The 16,025-nt window shown below is 65.2% G+C and carries 16 protein-coding genes; 7 read left to right on the top strand and 9 right to left on the bottom strand.

Features of this window, described 5'->3' with window-relative positions:
- Positions 1-3: 3 nt before the first annotated feature.
- Positions 4-2,091 carry a M3 family metallopeptidase gene (locus JQ586_RS08395; protein ID WP_212394061.1) on the bottom strand — a complete coding sequence of 696 codons (2,088 nt, stop codon included), beginning with the start codon at positions 2,089-2,091 and terminating at the stop codon, positions 4-6.
- 129 nt (positions 2,092-2,220) lie between these two features.
- On the opposite strand from JQ586_RS08395, the gene JQ586_RS08390 reads away from it, so the two are divergent.
- The 7 genes from JQ586_RS08390 (at position 2,221) to JQ586_RS08360 (ending at position 8,878) form a co-directional block, all read left to right on the top strand.
- The gene (locus JQ586_RS08390; protein ID WP_212394060.1) at positions 2,221-2,481 is read left to right on the top strand and encodes a hypothetical protein; all 261 of its coding nucleotides are present in this window, start codon (positions 2,221-2,223) and stop codon (positions 2,479-2,481) included.
- 677 nt (positions 2,482-3,158) lie between these two features.
- Positions 3,159-4,301, top strand: coding sequence for a type III PLP-dependent enzyme (locus JQ586_RS08385; protein ID WP_212394059.1), 1,143 nt, complete (start codon positions 3,159-3,161; stop codon positions 4,299-4,301).
- Positions 4,302-4,430: 129 nt separating this feature from the next.
- The gene (locus tag JQ586_RS08380; protein WP_212394058.1) at positions 4,431-5,018 is read left to right on the top strand and encodes a GNAT family N-acetyltransferase; all 588 of its coding nucleotides are present in this window, start codon (positions 4,431-4,433) and stop codon (positions 5,016-5,018) included.
- Positions 5,019-5,028: 10 nt separating this feature from the next.
- A complete protein-coding gene (locus JQ586_RS08375; RefSeq protein WP_212394057.1) occupies positions 5,029-5,193 on the top strand; it encodes a hypothetical protein in 165 nt (54 codons plus the stop codon).
- 94 nt (positions 5,194-5,287) lie between these two features.
- Positions 5,288-5,677, top strand: a complete 390-nt coding sequence (locus JQ586_RS08370; protein WP_212394056.1) for a RidA family protein — start codon at positions 5,288-5,290, stop codon at positions 5,675-5,677.
- Positions 5,678-5,725: 48 nt separating this feature from the next.
- Positions 5,726-7,171 carry a homospermidine synthase gene (locus JQ586_RS08365; RefSeq protein WP_212394055.1) on the top strand — a complete coding sequence of 482 codons (1,446 nt, stop codon included), beginning with the start codon at positions 5,726-5,728 and terminating at the stop codon, positions 7,169-7,171.
- A 99-nt stretch (positions 7,172-7,270) separates the two neighbouring features.
- Complete coding sequence (locus tag JQ586_RS08360; protein ID WP_212394054.1) at positions 7,271-8,878, top strand: lyase family protein; 1,608 nt, start codon at positions 7,271-7,273, stop codon at positions 8,876-8,878.
- Positions 8,879-8,919: 41 nt separating this feature from the next.
- Here JQ586_RS08360 and JQ586_RS08355 read toward each other — a convergent pair whose 3' ends face one another.
- From JQ586_RS08355 to JQ586_RS08320, 8 genes are all read right to left on the bottom strand, one after another.
- Entirely contained in the window at positions 8,920-9,660 is a 741-nt protein-coding gene (locus JQ586_RS08355; RefSeq protein ID WP_212394053.1) for an acetoacetate decarboxylase, read from the bottom strand.
- A gap of 115 nt (positions 9,661-9,775) precedes the next feature.
- Positions 9,776-10,108, bottom strand: a complete 333-nt coding sequence (locus tag JQ586_RS08350; protein ID WP_212394052.1) for a hypothetical protein — start codon at positions 10,106-10,108, stop codon at positions 9,776-9,778.
- Between the two features lie 68 nt (positions 10,109-10,176).
- Positions 10,177-10,893: an MgtC/SapB family protein gene (locus JQ586_RS08345; RefSeq protein WP_212394051.1), complete on the bottom strand. Its 717-nt coding sequence runs from the start codon at positions 10,891-10,893 to the stop codon at positions 10,177-10,179.
- 30 nt (positions 10,894-10,923) lie between these two features.
- The gene (locus tag JQ586_RS08340; RefSeq protein ID WP_212394128.1) at positions 10,924-11,940 is read right to left on the bottom strand and encodes a WD40 repeat domain-containing protein; all 1,017 of its coding nucleotides are present in this window, start codon (positions 11,938-11,940) and stop codon (positions 10,924-10,926) included.
- The gene (locus tag JQ586_RS08335) at positions 11,940-12,986 is read right to left on the bottom strand and encodes a GTP-binding protein (RefSeq protein ID WP_212394050.1); all 1,047 of its coding nucleotides are present in this window, start codon (positions 12,984-12,986) and stop codon (positions 11,940-11,942) included. The genes JQ586_RS08340 and JQ586_RS08335 overlap by 1 nt, the downstream gene beginning before the upstream one ends.
- Before the next feature lie 51 nt (positions 12,987-13,037).
- Positions 13,038-13,910 (bottom strand): metal ABC transporter substrate-binding protein, encoded by an 873-nt coding sequence (locus JQ586_RS08330; protein ID WP_212394049.1) that lies wholly within the window; start codon positions 13,908-13,910, stop codon positions 13,038-13,040.
- Positions 13,911-13,915: 5 nt separating this feature from the next.
- Positions 13,916-14,785 (bottom strand): metal ABC transporter permease, encoded by an 870-nt coding sequence (locus JQ586_RS08325; RefSeq protein WP_212394048.1) that lies wholly within the window; start codon positions 14,783-14,785, stop codon positions 13,916-13,918.
- A 4-nt stretch (positions 14,786-14,789) separates the two neighbouring features.
- Positions 14,790-15,545, bottom strand: coding sequence for a metal ABC transporter ATP-binding protein (locus tag JQ586_RS08320; RefSeq protein WP_212394047.1), 756 nt, complete (start codon positions 15,543-15,545; stop codon positions 14,790-14,792).
- Positions 15,546-16,025: the final 480 nt, after the last annotated feature.

Below are 16,025 nucleotides of genomic sequence, written 5' to 3'. Positions count from 1 at the left end.
CCGTCAGACCGTCTCCGGCGTCTCGAGCAGGCCGCGGCGGCGCAGCAGCGCGTCCGGCTCGGGCTCGCGACCGCGGAAGGCGACATAGGCCTCCTCGGGATCGCGCGAGCCGCCCGACGAGTAGATGTCGTCATGCAGCCGCTTGGCGGTGGCGGCATCGAAGATGTCGCCGGCCTCCTCGAAGGCGCCGAAGGCGTCGGCGTCCATCACCTCCGACCACATGTAGCTGTAATAGCCGGAGGCATAGTGGTCGCCGGAGAAGATGTGGCCGAACTGGGTCGGCCGGTGCCGCAGCGAGATCTCGGCAGGCATGCCGATCTTCTCCAGCTCCTGCTTCTCGAACGCCCGGACGTCGCGGCTGGCCGCGGCCGGCTGGGTGTGGAATTCGAGGTCGACCAGCGCCGAGGAGACGAACTCCACCGTGGCGAAGCCCTGGTTGAACCGGCGCGCGGCGAGGAAGCGCTTGAGCAGATCGTCCGGCAGCGGCTCGCCGGTCTGGTAGTGGCGGGCGAAGCGCTGCAGCACCTCCGGCCGCTCCTGCCAGTGCTCATAGAGCTGCGAGGGCAGTTCGACGAAGTCGGTGAACACCGAGGTCCCCGACAGCGACGGATACATCACGTCCGAGAGCATGCCGTGCAGGCCGTGGCCGAACTCATGGAAAAGGGTGCGCGCATCATCCGGCGACAGCAGCGACGGCGCGCCGTCGGCGCCCTTGGCGAAGTTGCAGACATTGATGACCAGCGGCGCGACGTCGTGATCGAGCTTCTGCTGGTCGCGCAGCGAGGTCATCCAGGCGCCGGAGCGCTTGGAAGGCCGCGCAAAGTAGTCGCCGTAGAACAGCGCCTTGTGCCTGCCGTCGCGGTCCTTGACCTCCCAGACCCGGACGTCGGGATGCCAGACCGGGACGTCCTTGCGCTCCTCGAAGGTGACGCCGAACAGGCGGGTGGCGCAGTCGAACGCGGCCTCGATCATGTGGTCGAGCACCAGATACGGCTTGATGGCGGCGTCGTCGAAATTGGCGCGGCGCTGGCGCAGCTTTTCGGCGTAGTAGCGCCAGTCCCACGGCGCCAGGGTGAAGTTGCCGCCCTCCTCTGCGATCATGGCCTGCAGCGCGTCGCGGTCGGCGAGCGCCCGCGCCCGCGCCGGCTTCCAGACCCGCTCCAGCAGGCCGCGGACCGCCTCGGGCGTCTTGGCCATGGAATCCTCGAGCCGGTAGGCGGCGTAGGTCGGGAAGCCGAGGATGCTGGCGCTCTCCTCGCGGAGCGCGAGGATCTCGACGATGGTCTCGTTGTTGTCGTTGGCATTGCCATTGTCGCCGCGGGCGATGAAGGCCTTGTAGACCTTCTCGCGCAGGTCGCGTCTTTCAGAGCTCTGCAGGAACGGTTCGACCGAGGAGCGCGACAGGGTCACAATCGCCTTGCCGGCCATGCCGCGCTGCTCTGCCGCAGCCTTGGCCGCGGCGACGAATGTCTCGGAGAGGCCGGCCCGGTCATCCTCGCCGAGCTCCATCGACCAGTCCTGCTCGTCGCCGAGCAGATGATGGCTGAACGAGGTGCCGAGATGGGCGAGACGCTCGTTGATCTCGGCCATCCGTGTTTTTGCGGACTCATCGAGCCCGGCGCCGGCGCGGTGGAAGCGGGTGTAGGTCCGCTCCAGCAGCCGCCTCTGCTCGCCGGTGAGTGCCAGCGAGGCGCGTTTCTCGTGCAGCATGGCAATGCGGCCAAACAGCACGGCGTTCATCATGATCGGATTCCAGTGCCGCGCCATCCGCAGCGACACCTCCTTGTCGATCTCGAGGATCGCCGGGTTGGAGTGGGCCGAGACCAGGTCGTAGAATACGGCCGCGACCTTCGAGAGCAGCTTGCCGGAGCGCTCCAGCGCAGTGATCGTATTGTCGAAGTCCGGCAGCGCCGGATCATGGGTGATCGCGGCGATCTCGGCCGAGTGGTCGGCAAAGGCCTGCTCGAAGGCGGGCAGGAAATGGTCCGGCTCGATCTCGGCGAAGGGCGGCGTCTCGAACGGCGTCTGCCATCCCTGCAGGAGAGGATTTGCCAAATTCTGGACCTCGCCCTGCGCACTGCTTTCTGACATCGGATGTCCCGTTTTCGCCTTGAAAATGTGGCCCAATCTATATCACGCGATACGGCATTTTTGGGCCTTTTGCGCTTGATAGATGGGCACTTTTCGGAGAGATTGCGCCCCCTGAACAGGACCTATTTCATGAGCATGCAGCCCTCCACCTCAGCCAAGAGCCAGATCATGTGGCCGAGCGTCATCACCGTGATCTCGGCGGCGATCCTGATCGGCGCGGAAGTGTTCGGCGCGGCGTTCGCCGGCGGCTGGGCGCTCGCGATCCTGTTCGGGCTCGACGACACGGGTGCGCACATCCTGCAGGCCGTGCTGTTCACGATCGGCGTGCTGATCATGATCGCCTTCATCCGCGCAGCGCAACGCGTCGAGCCGTTCACGCGCCGCGCCTGACCATCAGCGATTCAAGAAAGCGCTGCGGCACAGGGCTAAAACGCACAACGCTTCGTTAGTCATTCTTAACAGCCGTTCATCTCCAGCGCGCTCGAGCGCGCGGCCGACGCGACATCGCAAGCTCGCGTTAGGGAAATTTGTCGCTATCGCAAAAAAATTCTTGCGCTGCTGAGTCAAAAGACTTATTTCCTCGCTTGCCCAATTTCGCACGTGCCTGTGGTCGTGTGTCAGTCGGTAGGTATCCGGACAAGAGGCCGGACAGCCGCCAAGGGGTGGAAGAACCGAGGGTCGCGCAAGTCCGATTGAAGGACATCTGATGCGGCCAGCATCTCTCTCCAGGGATGCCGTTGAAGGTCTCACCACTTCTTGCAACCGTGACTGGCAGCCGGAGGCGAACCGGCGCACCCCGCTCTCAACGGGGGACGCGACTTAAAGCAACGACGGAGCGGGCTTTTTTGGTCTCTACCGGCATTCCAACGCCGGCGCGGGCTACTGAAAAGGCTTGTCCTTCATTGCCAGGTGAGCGGGCGGGAAACTCTCCCAACCAATCCACGGCAGCACAGTCTGGTTTGAGTCTTTTGGCCTCAACGCGCCTCCATCGCGCGATGTGGCCAGAGCGCTCTTATCCGGCGTCACGTTGATGCGGATCCCCGTCGCTGGGGCCGTTGGAGAGTGCCATGACCGAACGCATTCAGGAATTCCTGCGTCACCGCCGCAGCGAGGGCCTCGACACCGAGCCGTGCCTCGTCGTCGACCTCGACGTCGTGCGCGACAACTACCAGACCTTCGCAAAGGCGTTGCCGGATAGCCGCGTGTTCTACGCGGTCAAGGCGAACCCGGCGCCCGAAGTGCTGGCGCTGCTGGCTTCCCTCGGCTCCTGCTTCGACACCGCGACCGTCGCGGAGATCGAGATGGCGCTGGCCGCTGGCGCGACGCCGGACCGCATCTCCTTTGGCAACACGATCAAGAAGGAGCGCGACATCGCGCGCGCTTTCGCGCTCGGCATTCGCCTGTTCGCGGTCGACTGCGCCGCCGAGGTCGAGAAGGTCGCCCGCGCCGCACCCGGCGCCAAGGTGTTCTGCCGCATCCTCTATGATTGCGCCGGCGCCGAGTGGCCGCTGTCGCGCAAGTTCGGCTGCGACCCGGAAATGGCGGTCGAGGTGCTCGACCTCGCCAAGCGCCTCGGCCTGGAGCCGTGCGGCATCTCGTTCCATGTCGGCTCTCAGCAGCGCAAGGTGAAGGCGTGGGATCGTGCGCTCTCCATGGCGTCGACCGTGTTCCGTGACTGCGCCGAGCGCGGGATCAACCTGACCATGGTCAACATGGGCGGCGGTTTCCCGACCAAGTACCTCAAGGACGTCCCCCCGGTCGTGCAGTACGGCCGGTCGATCTTCCGTGCGCTGCGCAAGCATTTCGGCAACCAGATCCCGGAGACGATCATCGAGCCGGGCCGCGGCATGGTCGGCAATGCCGGGATCATCGAGACCGAGGTCGTGCTGATCTCGCGCAAGAGCGACGAGGACGAGGTGCGCTGGGTTTATCTCGACATCGGCAAGTTCGGCGGTCTCGCCGAGACGATGGACGAGTCGATCCGCTATGCCATCCGCACCCCGCATGACGGGGCGGACATGACGCCGTGCGTGCTCGCAGGCCCGACCTGCGATAGCGCCGACGTGCTTTACGAGAAGCTGCCGTATCCGCTCCCGGTGACGCTCGAGATCGGCGACAAGCTGCTGATCGAAGGCACCGGCGCCTATACGTCGACCTACTCGTCGGTGGCGTTCAACGGCATTCCGCCGCTGAGAACCTACCACATCTAAGCCGCCTCCTTCCTGAGGCCTGACCAACCGGGAGCCGGCCAGCCGGCTCCTCTCACCACTATTGTCGAAACTCTGAACGACGCTTGCTGCGGCGCGCCAACTGCCGTTGCAAGCGGGGACTGACGTGCCATGACTGCAAATCGGAACACTCCCGTTGCCCTCATTCGGAATGCCGCTCCGTTCGCGATCCGTGCGGAACGAGCCTCCGACGTCGTCGCGCGCGAAGCGCTGCTGGATGCCTGCTTTGGCGACAACCGCCATGCGCGCACCTGCCAGCGCCTGCGCGACGGACGCGCGCCCGCAGCAGGCCTGAGCCTGTCGGCGGTGCACCAGGACGGCCGGCTGGTTGGAACCGTGCGCTTGTGGCACGTCAGCGCGGGGGGCCGCAGCGCGCTGATGCTGGGGCCGTTGGCGGTGGACGACACCGCCCGCGGCCTCGGCATCGGTGCCGCGCTCGTTCAGCGCGCGCTGACCGTGGCGAAAGCACGCGGCCATGGGGCCGTGATCCTGCTCGGCGACGCGCCGTACTACATCAGGTTCGGCTTCTCGGCCGCCAGGACCGGAGAACTGTCCCTGCCGGGCGCCTTCGAACGCGATCGGCTGCTCGGCCTCGAGCTTGTCGAGGGCGCCCTCGATGGCATCAGCGGCACGATCGTGCCGACCGGAGCCAAGCTGCCCAAAGCGAAGGCAGCGCTCACCATGCCGCGCGCGGCATAAGGGCGCCAGCATGTCGGATAACCTGCCCGCAACCGACGTCGCGCGCCCGCGTTTGCGCAGTCTCATCACCACGATCCTGCTGATCCTGATCTCCGTCATGATCGTCAGGGACATCCTGGTCCGGCGCTGGACCGGTTCGCCCTCGCCGCCGGACACCACGCAGCAGTCCCGCTGACAGTGCGGTCAGCCAAAGCCTGATCCGAGGGGTTGCGCGGGCCCTGAAAATGCCCGTAAACCCCGCGCAACCCCGTCTTCAGTCGAGGTCCAACATGCCCCGTCGCCTGATTTCCACCGGTTCGCCGTTCGAGAAGACCGCCGGCTACAGCCGCGCCGTAATCGACGGCGACTTCGCCTTCGTCGCCGGAACCACCGGTTACGACTACACCACGATGACGATGCCTCCAGATGTCACGAGCCAGTCACGGAACTGCTTCAAGACCATCGAAGCTGCCCTCATTGAGGGTGGCTTCGCGATGGCCGACATCGTTCGCGCGACCTACTACCTCACCGACGTCAACGACGCGGACGCCCATTTCGCGGTCTGCGGCGAGGTTCTCGGCGACATCCGCCCGGCGGCGACGCTGCTGATCGTCGCGGGGCTCCTGAAGCCCGAGATGAAGGTCGAGATCGAAGTCACCGCGAAGCGACGCAATCCCTGATCCACCCCTCACCATTTGTCTGCCAGCACTTTCCGGAGAAACCATCCCATGAGCCCCGCCTCGCAGATCTACGCGAAGATTACCGGCCCCATCGTCATGGTCGGCTTCGGCTCCATCGGCAAAGGCACGCTGCCGATGATCGAGCGGCATCTCGATTACGACAAGTCGCGCATCACCGTGATCGATCCCAAGGACGAGGGCCGCAAGGCACATTGCGAGAAGCACAATGTACGATTCATCCAGAAGGGCGTGACCAAGGACAATTATCGCGACTTGCTGACCCCGCTGCTCACCGAGGGCGGCGGCCAGGGATTTTGCGTCAATCTCTCGGTCGATACCGGCTCTACCGATATCATGGAGCTCTGCAACGAGCTTGGCGCTCTTTATATCGACACCGTCAACGAGCCCTGGCTCGGCTTCTATTTCGATTCGTCGAAGGGCCCGGAAGCGCGCTCCAACTACGCCCTTCGCGAAGTGACGCTGGCCGCCAAGAAGGCGCGCCCGGCGGGGTCGACCACGGCGGTCTCCTGCTGTGGCGCCAATCCCGGCATGGTTTCCTTTTTCGTCAAGCAGGCGCTGCTCAATGTCGCCGCCGATCTGAAGCTCAACGCCCCCAAGCCGAAGACCAAGGCCGAATGGGCGGACTTGATGCGACAGGCCGGCGTCAAGGGCATCCACATCGCCGAACGCGACACCCAGCGCTCCAAGTCGGCGAAAGAGCCGGATGTCTTCGTCAACACCTGGTCGGTGGAAGGTTTCCTGTCGGAAGGCGTGCAGCCGTCCGAACTCGGTTGGGGCACCCATGAGAAATGGATGCCCGAGAATGCGCGGACCCACGAAGCCGGCTGCGGTGCCGCCATCTATCTGATGCAGCCCGGCGCCAACACGCGCGTGCGTACCTGGTGCCCGACCCGCGGCGCACAGTATGGCTTCCTCGTCACCCACAACGAGTCGATCTCGATCTCCGATTACTTCACGGTGCGCGACGCATCGGGCACGGCGATCTACCGGCCGACCTGCCACTATGCCTATCATCCGGCCGACGATGCCGTGCTGTCGCTGCATGAGATGTTCGGCCGCGCCGCGAAGATGCAGGAAAAGCACCACATCCTCGATGAGAACGAGATCGTCGATGGCATCGACGAGCTCGGCGTGCTGCTGTTCGGCCACGACAACAATGCCTACTGGTACGGCTCGCAACTCTCCATCGAGGAGACCCGCGAACTCGCGCCCTACCAGAACGCCACTGGCCTGCAGGTGACCTCCGCCGTGCTCGCCGGCATGGTGTGGGCATTGGAAAACCCGAACGAAGGCATCGTCGAAGCCGACGAGATGGATTTCGATCGTCTGCTGGAAATCCAGATGCCATATCTCGGCCCGGTCAAGGGCTACTACACCGGCTGGACCCCGCTGACCGGCCGCCCCGGCCTGTTCCCGGAGGACATCGACACTTCGGATCCGTGGCAGTTCCGGAATATCCTGGTGCGCTGCTGAGAAGCGCGCCTCGCCGCCTCCCGCGATCGCCTTCCGGCTAATGGCCCTGGGCCGGCTCAGATGCTAACGAGCCGGCCGCAAGGCATCCGGGAGGTTCGCATGAGATATTTCGCCTGCATCGCAGGGGGCGTCAGCCTCTTGATCGCATCCAGCGCCCTGGCGGCGGACACCGGGCAGTTGCCCTGCAAGACCACGCAGGAATGCAACGAAAGCGCCGCGAAGATCGGCGCCAATGCCCCGAGCAGCGCGCAACCTTCGACCAGCAAGTCGGACGCCGCCGAAGATCAGTTCTACTGGCTCAACAAGATCAACAAGGCCTCCACGGTCATGCTGATGGAGGAGGGCATCTTTCCGAAGGATGTCGGCCAGTTGATCGCCAAGGGCGTCGACTACACGATCCGCCAGGCCCGCGAGCCCGACGGCAAACGCCCGAGCGACGTCCTCCAGATCGAGAAGATCATGACCGACAAGGTCGGCGAGGAAGCCTCCGTCGTCCACGCCGGGCGCAGCCGTCAGGACATGTACGCGACTTTCCGCGCTGCAAAGCTACGAAACCAGACGCTGGATCTTGCCGAAGCGCTGCTCGGCCTGCGCACGAGGCTGCTCGCCAGGGCGGCCGACAACCTCGAGACGGTGATGCCCGGCTACACCAACGGCGTGCAGGCGGTGCCGATCACCTATGGTCATTACCTGCTGGCCTATGAGGAATCGTTCGAGCGCGACCAGCAACGCATCAGCGACGCCTGGCGCCGGCTCAACCTCAGCCCGATGGGCGTCGGCGTGATGTCCGGCTCGATCTGGCCGCTGAACCGCGCCCGCCTCGCCGAGCTGCTGGGCTTTGACGGCATCGTCGAGAATTCGATGGACGCCAACCAGGTGATTCCGTTCGACAATCAGCTCGAGGCCAGCGCCATCGCCAATTCGGCGGCCATTCGCATCGGCGTGATGATGCAGGACCTGCACACGCAATATGCCGAGGTACGACCGTGGCTGCTGCTGCAGGAGGGCTCGACCTACACCAGCAGCGCGATGCCGCAGAAGCGCAACCCGGGCCTGATCATGCAGGCGCGCATCGCCGCATCCGACGTGGTGGGCCTGTCGGAGGCCGTGTCGATCCGCGCGCATAACGTCACGTCGGGCATGGTCGACTCCAAATTCGAGATCGAGGATCTCGGCCTGTTCCCGCGCGCCGTCAGGATGGTCGACGCCGCCGACCGGGTGTTCGATGCGATCGTGGTCGACAAGGCGCGCGCCAGGGAGGAGCTGGAGAGCGACTGGACGTCGACCATGAACCTCGCCGAACTGCTGTTGCAATCGCATCAGATTCCGTTCCGCGTGGGACACGGCTTCGCGTCGCAGATGGTCAGCTATGCGCGGCCGCTGAACCTGACGCCGAAGACCATCCCCTTCGACGTCGTGACCGACCTGTTCGGCAAGACGCTCGCCAAATTCAACATGCCGGCGCAGCCCTTCCCGATGAGTGAGGCCGAATTCAGGGAAGTCATGTCGCCCGAGTGGATCGTGACGCACACCAAGGGCGTCGGCGGGCCGCAACCTGCGGAGGCTGCGCGCATGCTCAAGCAAGCCCGGCAACGCCTCGATACCGACAAGGCCTGGCTCGCCGCACAGCGCGACAAGCTTGCAAAGGCCGATGCCGCGCTCGACCAGGCCTTTGCGGCGCTGCTGCCGAAGGACGCCGCACATTAGTTACGGCGGGGCACCGTCCTGGCACGCGCCCCGCCGCCTGGTCACTTCGCCATGTAATCGAACGCCACCGAGCCCAGCCCGAGCGTCAGATCCGCCTTGTAGTGCAGCGCGGAGATCACCTCGCGCACCGGCAGGCGGGCGACGTCGCAGAGCGCATGCGGGAACAGGCCGAGCGCAGCGGGGCCGGTCCAGGCTTCCTTCAGCACGATGTCATCGAGATGGAATCGCACCAGCTCGCAGATCCGCGCGCTGCCGTCGACATGCGGGATGATCTTGAGGATGAAGTTCGGCACCTTCATCGCATCCAGCAACGTGGTGTGGTCGACCTTGCGGTACTTGTAGCCCATGGTGGCGGAGGCGCAGAGCACGGAGCCGTAGTGCAGTGAGCCGACCAGGACGTCGCTCTCGACCGCGAACTTGGGCCGCGCCAGCTTCTTGGGAAATCCCCACAGCTCGCGGCCGCCGGCGATCGGAGCCTCGTCGTCGAGATACATCGCATGGGTGTAGGCACCCAGTTCGCCCTTGAGGCGGACCGGGATCACCTGGCCGGTCTCGGTGTAGTCGCCGAAGCCGGTCGAGTCGGGCATGCGGATGAACTCGTACTTCACCACCGGCTCGGCCACCTCGAGCGGCTCGGGCACCACGGCGGCCAGCGCCTCGGGATCGGTCCGGTAGGTGATGATGAAATATTCGCGGTCGAAGAAGCGATAGGGCCCTGGCGGGAATGACGGGTTGGTGAGCGGCATCGAATAGGCGGTACGCCGGATATCCTCGATCTTCATGGAAGGCCCCATCTGTCGTTGCGAGACGACCGATTATGGGGGCAGCGGACGACAGAGGCGAGACCGTATCGTGTGCACGGGCTGCCAAATGCGCGTCACAATGCGGGGATCGCGGTTACTTTTGCTTGATCGGCGGCGCGGTTTTCTCCGCAGGTGCCGGCGGCAGCACCGGCTTGGCGCCGGCCTTCTGCGCCTCCGCATCGGGACGGGCGGGCTCCGGCGCCGGCGTGGTCGGACGCTCGCCACCCGGCTTCGATTCGGCCGGCGGCGCGGTCTTCTGCGGTGCCGGCGTGCCCTGGAGCGGCTGCGTCGCCTGCGCCATCTGCGCAGGCGGGGCCGCGTCGATCGCGCGCAGCGAGAAACATACGATCACGACGCCTGCCACCACCATCGCGGCAGCAATCAGCATGTCGTTCCGCAGCGTTCGCCTGGGTTGGTCCGCAGCCATCTCGTTCACCTGCGACTTGTTCGCGAGGTCAACGATCACGCCGGGGCATGGTTCCTGTACGCCGGAACTCAGTCCGCGGTATTGCTTTCCCAGGTCGCGTGCCGCACGCCGGGCTGCCGCTCGAGATTGGTGACGACGGCATTCAGCTCGCTCGGATCGACCGCGGTCGAGACCAGCGTCGCGACGATCTCCAGCAGATCGTCGCCGATCTCCGCGACCGCGACGTCGGCGACCGGATATTTCGCGGCTTCGAGCTTCTCCACCAGGTGGTCACGCATCGCGGGCAGGGCCTCGAGCGTCACCGCGACCTTGACGTAATAGGTCGCCTCCGAGGCCTTCTCGTCGAGCGGGATGCGGTTGATGGCGTTGACCAGCGGACGCAGCAGCGTGTTGCCGGCGATCACGAAGGCGGTCAGCGCCACGGCCTGCGCCACCAGATCCGCGCCGGCGCAGGAGCCGACGGCGGCCGAGGACCACAGCGTCGCCGCGGTGTTGAGGCCGCGCACGTCCATGCCCTGCTTCATGATGACGCCGGCGCCGAGGAAGCCGATTCCCGACACGACATAGGCGATCACCCGCACCGCGCCGTCGGCGCCGGCGAGATGCATCGCCAGGTCGACGAAGGCGGCCGCTCCGACCGCGACCAGCACGTTGGTGCGCAGGCCCGCAGTGCGCTGGCGATATTGCCGCTCCGCCCCGATCAGCGTCCCTAGCACGAAGGCGGAGGCGAGGCTGATCAGCGTGTCGAGGAAGTCGGCGCTGTTGAAGGTTGCAAGAAATCGCATGGCACCTGACAGACTGAATGCCGCGATCTCTTACATTTCCAGAATGCCCGCGTCACCATCTTCCGCGCCGAAGGCGAGCAGCGTACCCTTGGCATTCCAGGCCAGTCCCGACACCGGAGCGCCGCCGGTCCGCCGCACCAGGATTTCGGCGCCGTCCTCGAGCCGCACCATCAGCACCACGCCGTCGCTGTAGCCGACCGCCATAATGTCGTTCTTCGGATGACAGGCGACAACGGAGACCCGCGCCGGCATCGGCGCCAGCATCGCTGGCTCCTTGCCCATCGGGCCGTCCTTGCTGGCGAACGGCCAGACGATCACGCTGTCGGCGCCGGAGGTCGCAAGCCCCTTGCCGCCGACGCTCCATGACATCGAACGGACACGGCCCGGATAGCCGCTCATCCGCATGTGCCTGTTGTCGGCGAGCCGCCAGCCATGCATCGCCGGCTCGTGCATCGCCGTGACCAGGAACTTGTTGTCCGGGCTGAAGCTGACGGCGAGATGCGAGCCGGCCCATTCCAGGAATTCCGGATTGGCCGCCATATTGGGAAACCACAGGGTGACGCCGTTATAATGCGCGATCGCGAGCCGCAGCCCCTTCGGCGCGAAGGCGAGCCCGCCGACTGTCGAGGGCACCTCGAAGGTTTTCTCCTCGCCCTTGGCGCTGCGGACCAAGGCGGTCTTGCCGGCGGACCACGCCACCGTGCCATCGCCATGTAGCGCGACATTGTCGATCCAGCGCCGCTTGGCGTCGGTCGCAATCACGGTCGTCTCGCCCTTGGCGTCGATCGCAATCAGCTTGCCGTCGTCGCCGCCGGTGACCAGCCGCTTGCCGTCCGAGGCCGCGCAGAGGATGGCGCCGAAATGCGTCCCGGTCCGCGTAACCTCACCGTCAATACCGGCAATGGCAACGCTTTCCTCGGCGCCGACGAAGAAGGCGCGGTCACCGAGGAAATGCACGGAACCCACCGCCCCGCCGAGCGGGAGCAGCTTGACGCGGTCGGTGATCGAAACAATCGAGGGCCCTTCGCCCGGATCGAACTCTTTCATCACGTCGTGATGCACTGCTGGAAGCCGTCGCGGATCGCCTGTTCCGGCAGATCGCGACCGATGAAGACGACACGGCTCTCGCGCTTCTCGCCATTCTTCCATTTCCGCTGATGATCGCCCTCGAGCATCATGTGGACGCCCTGGAACACATAGCGGTCGTCGTCGCCGGCGAAGGCAAGGATGCCCTTCGAGCGCAGGATCTTCTGGCCCTCGGTGGCGACGAGCTGCTGCAGCCAGGGCATGAACCTGGCCGGGTCGAGCGGCTGCTCCGAGCGCAGCGACAGGGACTGCATGTCCTCGTCATGATAATGCTTCAGCCCGTGGCCGTGATCATGGTGGTGGTGGTGATCATGGTCATGATGGTGATCGTGATCGTGGTCATGATCGTCGCCGGCCTCGAGGAATTCAGGCTCGATCTCCAGGATGCGGTCCAGATCGAACGCGCCCCGCTCCAGCACGTCGGATAACCCCACCTGACAGCGTTCGGTGCGGTGCAGCTTGGCATAGGGGTTGATGCCGCGGATGCGAGCCTCGACCTCGGCCAGCTCCGGCTTGGAGACGAGATCGGTCTTGTTCAGCACGATGACGTCGGCGAAGGCGATCTGGTTCTTGGCTTCCGGCGCGTCCTTCAGGCGGTCGCTCAGCCATTTCGCATCGGCGACGGTCACGACCGCGTCGAGCCGGGCGTTCTTCTGCACGTCCTCGTCGACGAAGAAGGTTTGCGCGACCGGCGCCGGATCGGCAAGGCCGGTGGTCTCGACGATGATGGCGTCGAACTTGCCCTTGCGCTTCATCAAGCCGTCCATGATGCGGACGAGGTCGCCGCGCACCGTGCAGCAGACGCAGCCATTGTTCATCTCGAACACTTCTTCGTCGGCGCCGATGATCAGATCATTGTCGATGCCGATCTCGCCGAATTCGTTGACGATGACCGCGTATTTCTTGCCGTGGTTTTCCGACAGGATGCGGTTCAGCAGCGTGGTCTTGCCGGCGCCGAGATAGCCCGTCAGCACGGTCACAGGAATTTTTTGCGAAGCTTCAACCATAACAACTCCGGGAACTTGAAAGGCGCTCAACCCGGCAGGGAGGCCCCTGCCCTATCCGGCGAGCGCGCTGGTCAGGGCCTTTATATTGTGCCTGACCATGTCAATGTAAGTGGGTGCATCGCCCTTTTCGTCGGTCAGACTGTCCGAATAGAGGGTCCCTCCGACCTTGGCGCCGGTCTCGGCTGCGATCTGGCGGACCAGGCGCGGATCGCTGATATTTTCGAGAAAAACCGCCGGAATTTTCGCTTCCTTGATCTGGGCGATGATCGCGGCGATATCGCGCGCGCTGGGCTCGGCATCCGTGGAGACGCTGAGCGGCGAGAAGAACGTGATTCCGTAGGCATCAGCGAAATAGCCGAAGGCGTCATGGGTCGAGATCACCTTGCGCCGCACTGGCGGTATCTTCGCCATCGCCTGGGTCACGTCGAGGTCGAGCGCCTCCAGCTTGGCCAGATAGGCCTCGGCATTGGCCTTGAAGAGGCCTGCCTTGTCGGGGGCCACGGCGATCAGCCCGTCGCGGATATTGACGACATAGATCTTGGCATTGGCGACGGATTGCCAGGCATGCGGATCGTCATGACCGGCCATCTTCCGCGGCATGATGCCCCTGGTCGCCACCACGACCTGGGCCTTGCTCCCGGAGGCCTCGAGCAGCCGCGGCAGCCAGCCCTCGAAGCCGAGACCGTTGACGACGAGCAGCTTCGCGTCGGCGACCTTCTTGGCGTCCGCCGGCGTCGGCGCATAGACATGCGCATCGCCGTTGGGCCCGACGAGCGCCACGACATCGACCCCGTTGCCGCCGACATTGCGCACCATGTCGGCGAGGATCGAGAAGCTCGCCACGACCTTGACCGGTCCGTTGGCGCGCGCCGCCCCGCTCGCCATCACCAGACCCAGACAGATCAGCCCGATCAACCGCCGCATCGCCGTCACGCCTCGAGATGCCGTCCCGGGAACAGCTGCCGCACCAGCCCGCTGACATTGCCGAACAGCAGCGACACCACATAGAGCCCGGCCGCGACCAGGATGATCGCGGGGCCTGACGGAATCCGCGTCTGGTACGACAGCACGAGCCCGGCATAGCCCGACAGCATCGCGCTCGCAACCGCGATGCAGATCATGGTGGTGATGTCGCGCGACCAGAACCGCGCGATGCCGGCAGGCAGGATCATCAGACCGACGCCGAGCAGCGTGCCGAGCGCATGGAAGCCGTTGACGAGGTTGATCACGACCAGCGCGAGGAACGCCAGATGCGCCGGCGCGCCGGCCCGGCTGACGGTGCGCAGGAACACCGGATCGACGCATTCGATCACAAGCGGCCGATAGATCACCGAAAGCACCAGCATCGTGATGGTGGCATTGAAGGCGATCACCAGCAGGGTCTGGTCGTCCATCGCGAGGATGTTGCCGAACAGCACATGAAGCAGGTCGATATTGGTGCCCTTGATGGAAACGATGGTGACGCCGAGCGCGAGCGAGACCAGGTAGAAGGTCGCGAGCGATGCGTCCTCCTTCAGTTCGGTGGTGCGCGCCACCAGGCCCGCAAGCAGCGCGACCGTGAAGCCCGCGATCAGGCCGCCTGTCGTCATCGCAAACAGATTGAGGCCCGACAGCAGGAAACCGATTGCCGCTCCCGGCAGGATCGCATGCGCCATGGCGTCGCCGACCAGGCTCATCCGCCGCAGCATCAGGAATACGCCGATCGGCGCGCCGCCGAGCGACAGCGCGATCACGGCCGCGAGCGCGCGGCGCATGAACTCGAATTCGGTGAAAGGGCCGATCAGCGCATCGTACAGCATGGGATCAGGCAGCCCGCGAGCGCGGATCGGCGGCGCAGGCCGCGGCCGTATCGTCGAATGCCTCGCACATCCGCATTGCGACCGTGAGGTTTTCCGGCGTCAGCGCCTCCGCGGTCGGTCCCCATTCCACCGGGCCGCGCGCCAGCAGCAGCGTTTCCGGAAAATTGTTGCGGACCATGTCGAGGTCGTGCAGCGCCGCCAGCACCGTGCGCCCTTCACTGTTCCAGTGCTTCACCAGCCCCAGCAGGTCAGCGGTGGTCTTGGCGTCGATCGCGTTGAACGGCTCGTCGAGCACGATCAGGCGGGCGTCCTGCAACAGCACGCGGGCGAACAGCATGCGCTGCATCTGGCCACCCGAGAGCGTGCCGATCGGGCGGTTCTCGAACCCGTTGAGGCCGACCGCGGCGAGCGCAGCCAGGATCCGCTTGCGCGCGGCCTGGCCGATGCCGCCGAAGAAACCGGTTGCGCGCCACAGCCCGGTGCCGACGAAATCGAACACCGAAATCGGGAAGCTGCGGTCGATGTCTGATGTCTGCGGCAGATAGGCGATATCCCTGTGATGGAGCCCGTCGAGATCGATGACACCCGACAGCGGCCTGAGCACGCCGGCGATGCCGCGGAGCAGCGTCGACTTGCCGGCTCCGTTCGGGCCGATCACGGCCAGCAACGCGCCCGCTTCGACCTCGCCATTGAGGTGATGCACCGCCGGATGGCGGTCATAACCGAGGGTGACATCGCGGAATGTGACGAGCGCAGCCACGTCTTACCTCATCGCCAGCCAAACCACGCCCCACAGGCAGGCACTGACCGCCGCAGCCGCCGCCAGGCGGGCGGTAACCGGCATCCGCAGGATCGACCACGGCGCGATCTGGGCTGGGTGGGGCGCGTGGCTGTGCTCATGGGGATGGGCGTGGGAGTGGGGGTGCGGGTGCGGGTGGGAATGCGTATGGGCCATGGCGATGAGTGTTATATTATAACATTACGCGAGTCTATCGGGGTTCCCAACACGGAGGTCAGCGTTGCGGTTCCAGAGGTGCCGAAGGGGCTCCCCCAGAGCCGTCCCGGCGCAGGCCGGGACGACACCGAACTTGTGCCGCAGCTTGCTGGTCATGGACCCGCGTTCTCGCGACATGATTTGTCCGAGGCTTGCGTTTCGTTCCGCCCTCTCGTCTTGCTGAGGGCGCAGGGAAAGCCGGGTGCCGATCGCACCCATGGGCCCCGAGCAACAGAGGTAGCTCGG

Origin of the sequence: Bradyrhizobium jicamae, assembly GCF_018130215.1 — a bacterium.
GTDB classification, from domain to species: Bacteria; Pseudomonadota; Alphaproteobacteria; order Rhizobiales; family Xanthobacteraceae; genus Bradyrhizobium; species Bradyrhizobium jicamae_A.
The sequence above is the reverse complement of the archived record's forward strand: the minus strand, read 5'-3'. Positions and strand labels throughout refer to the sequence as shown.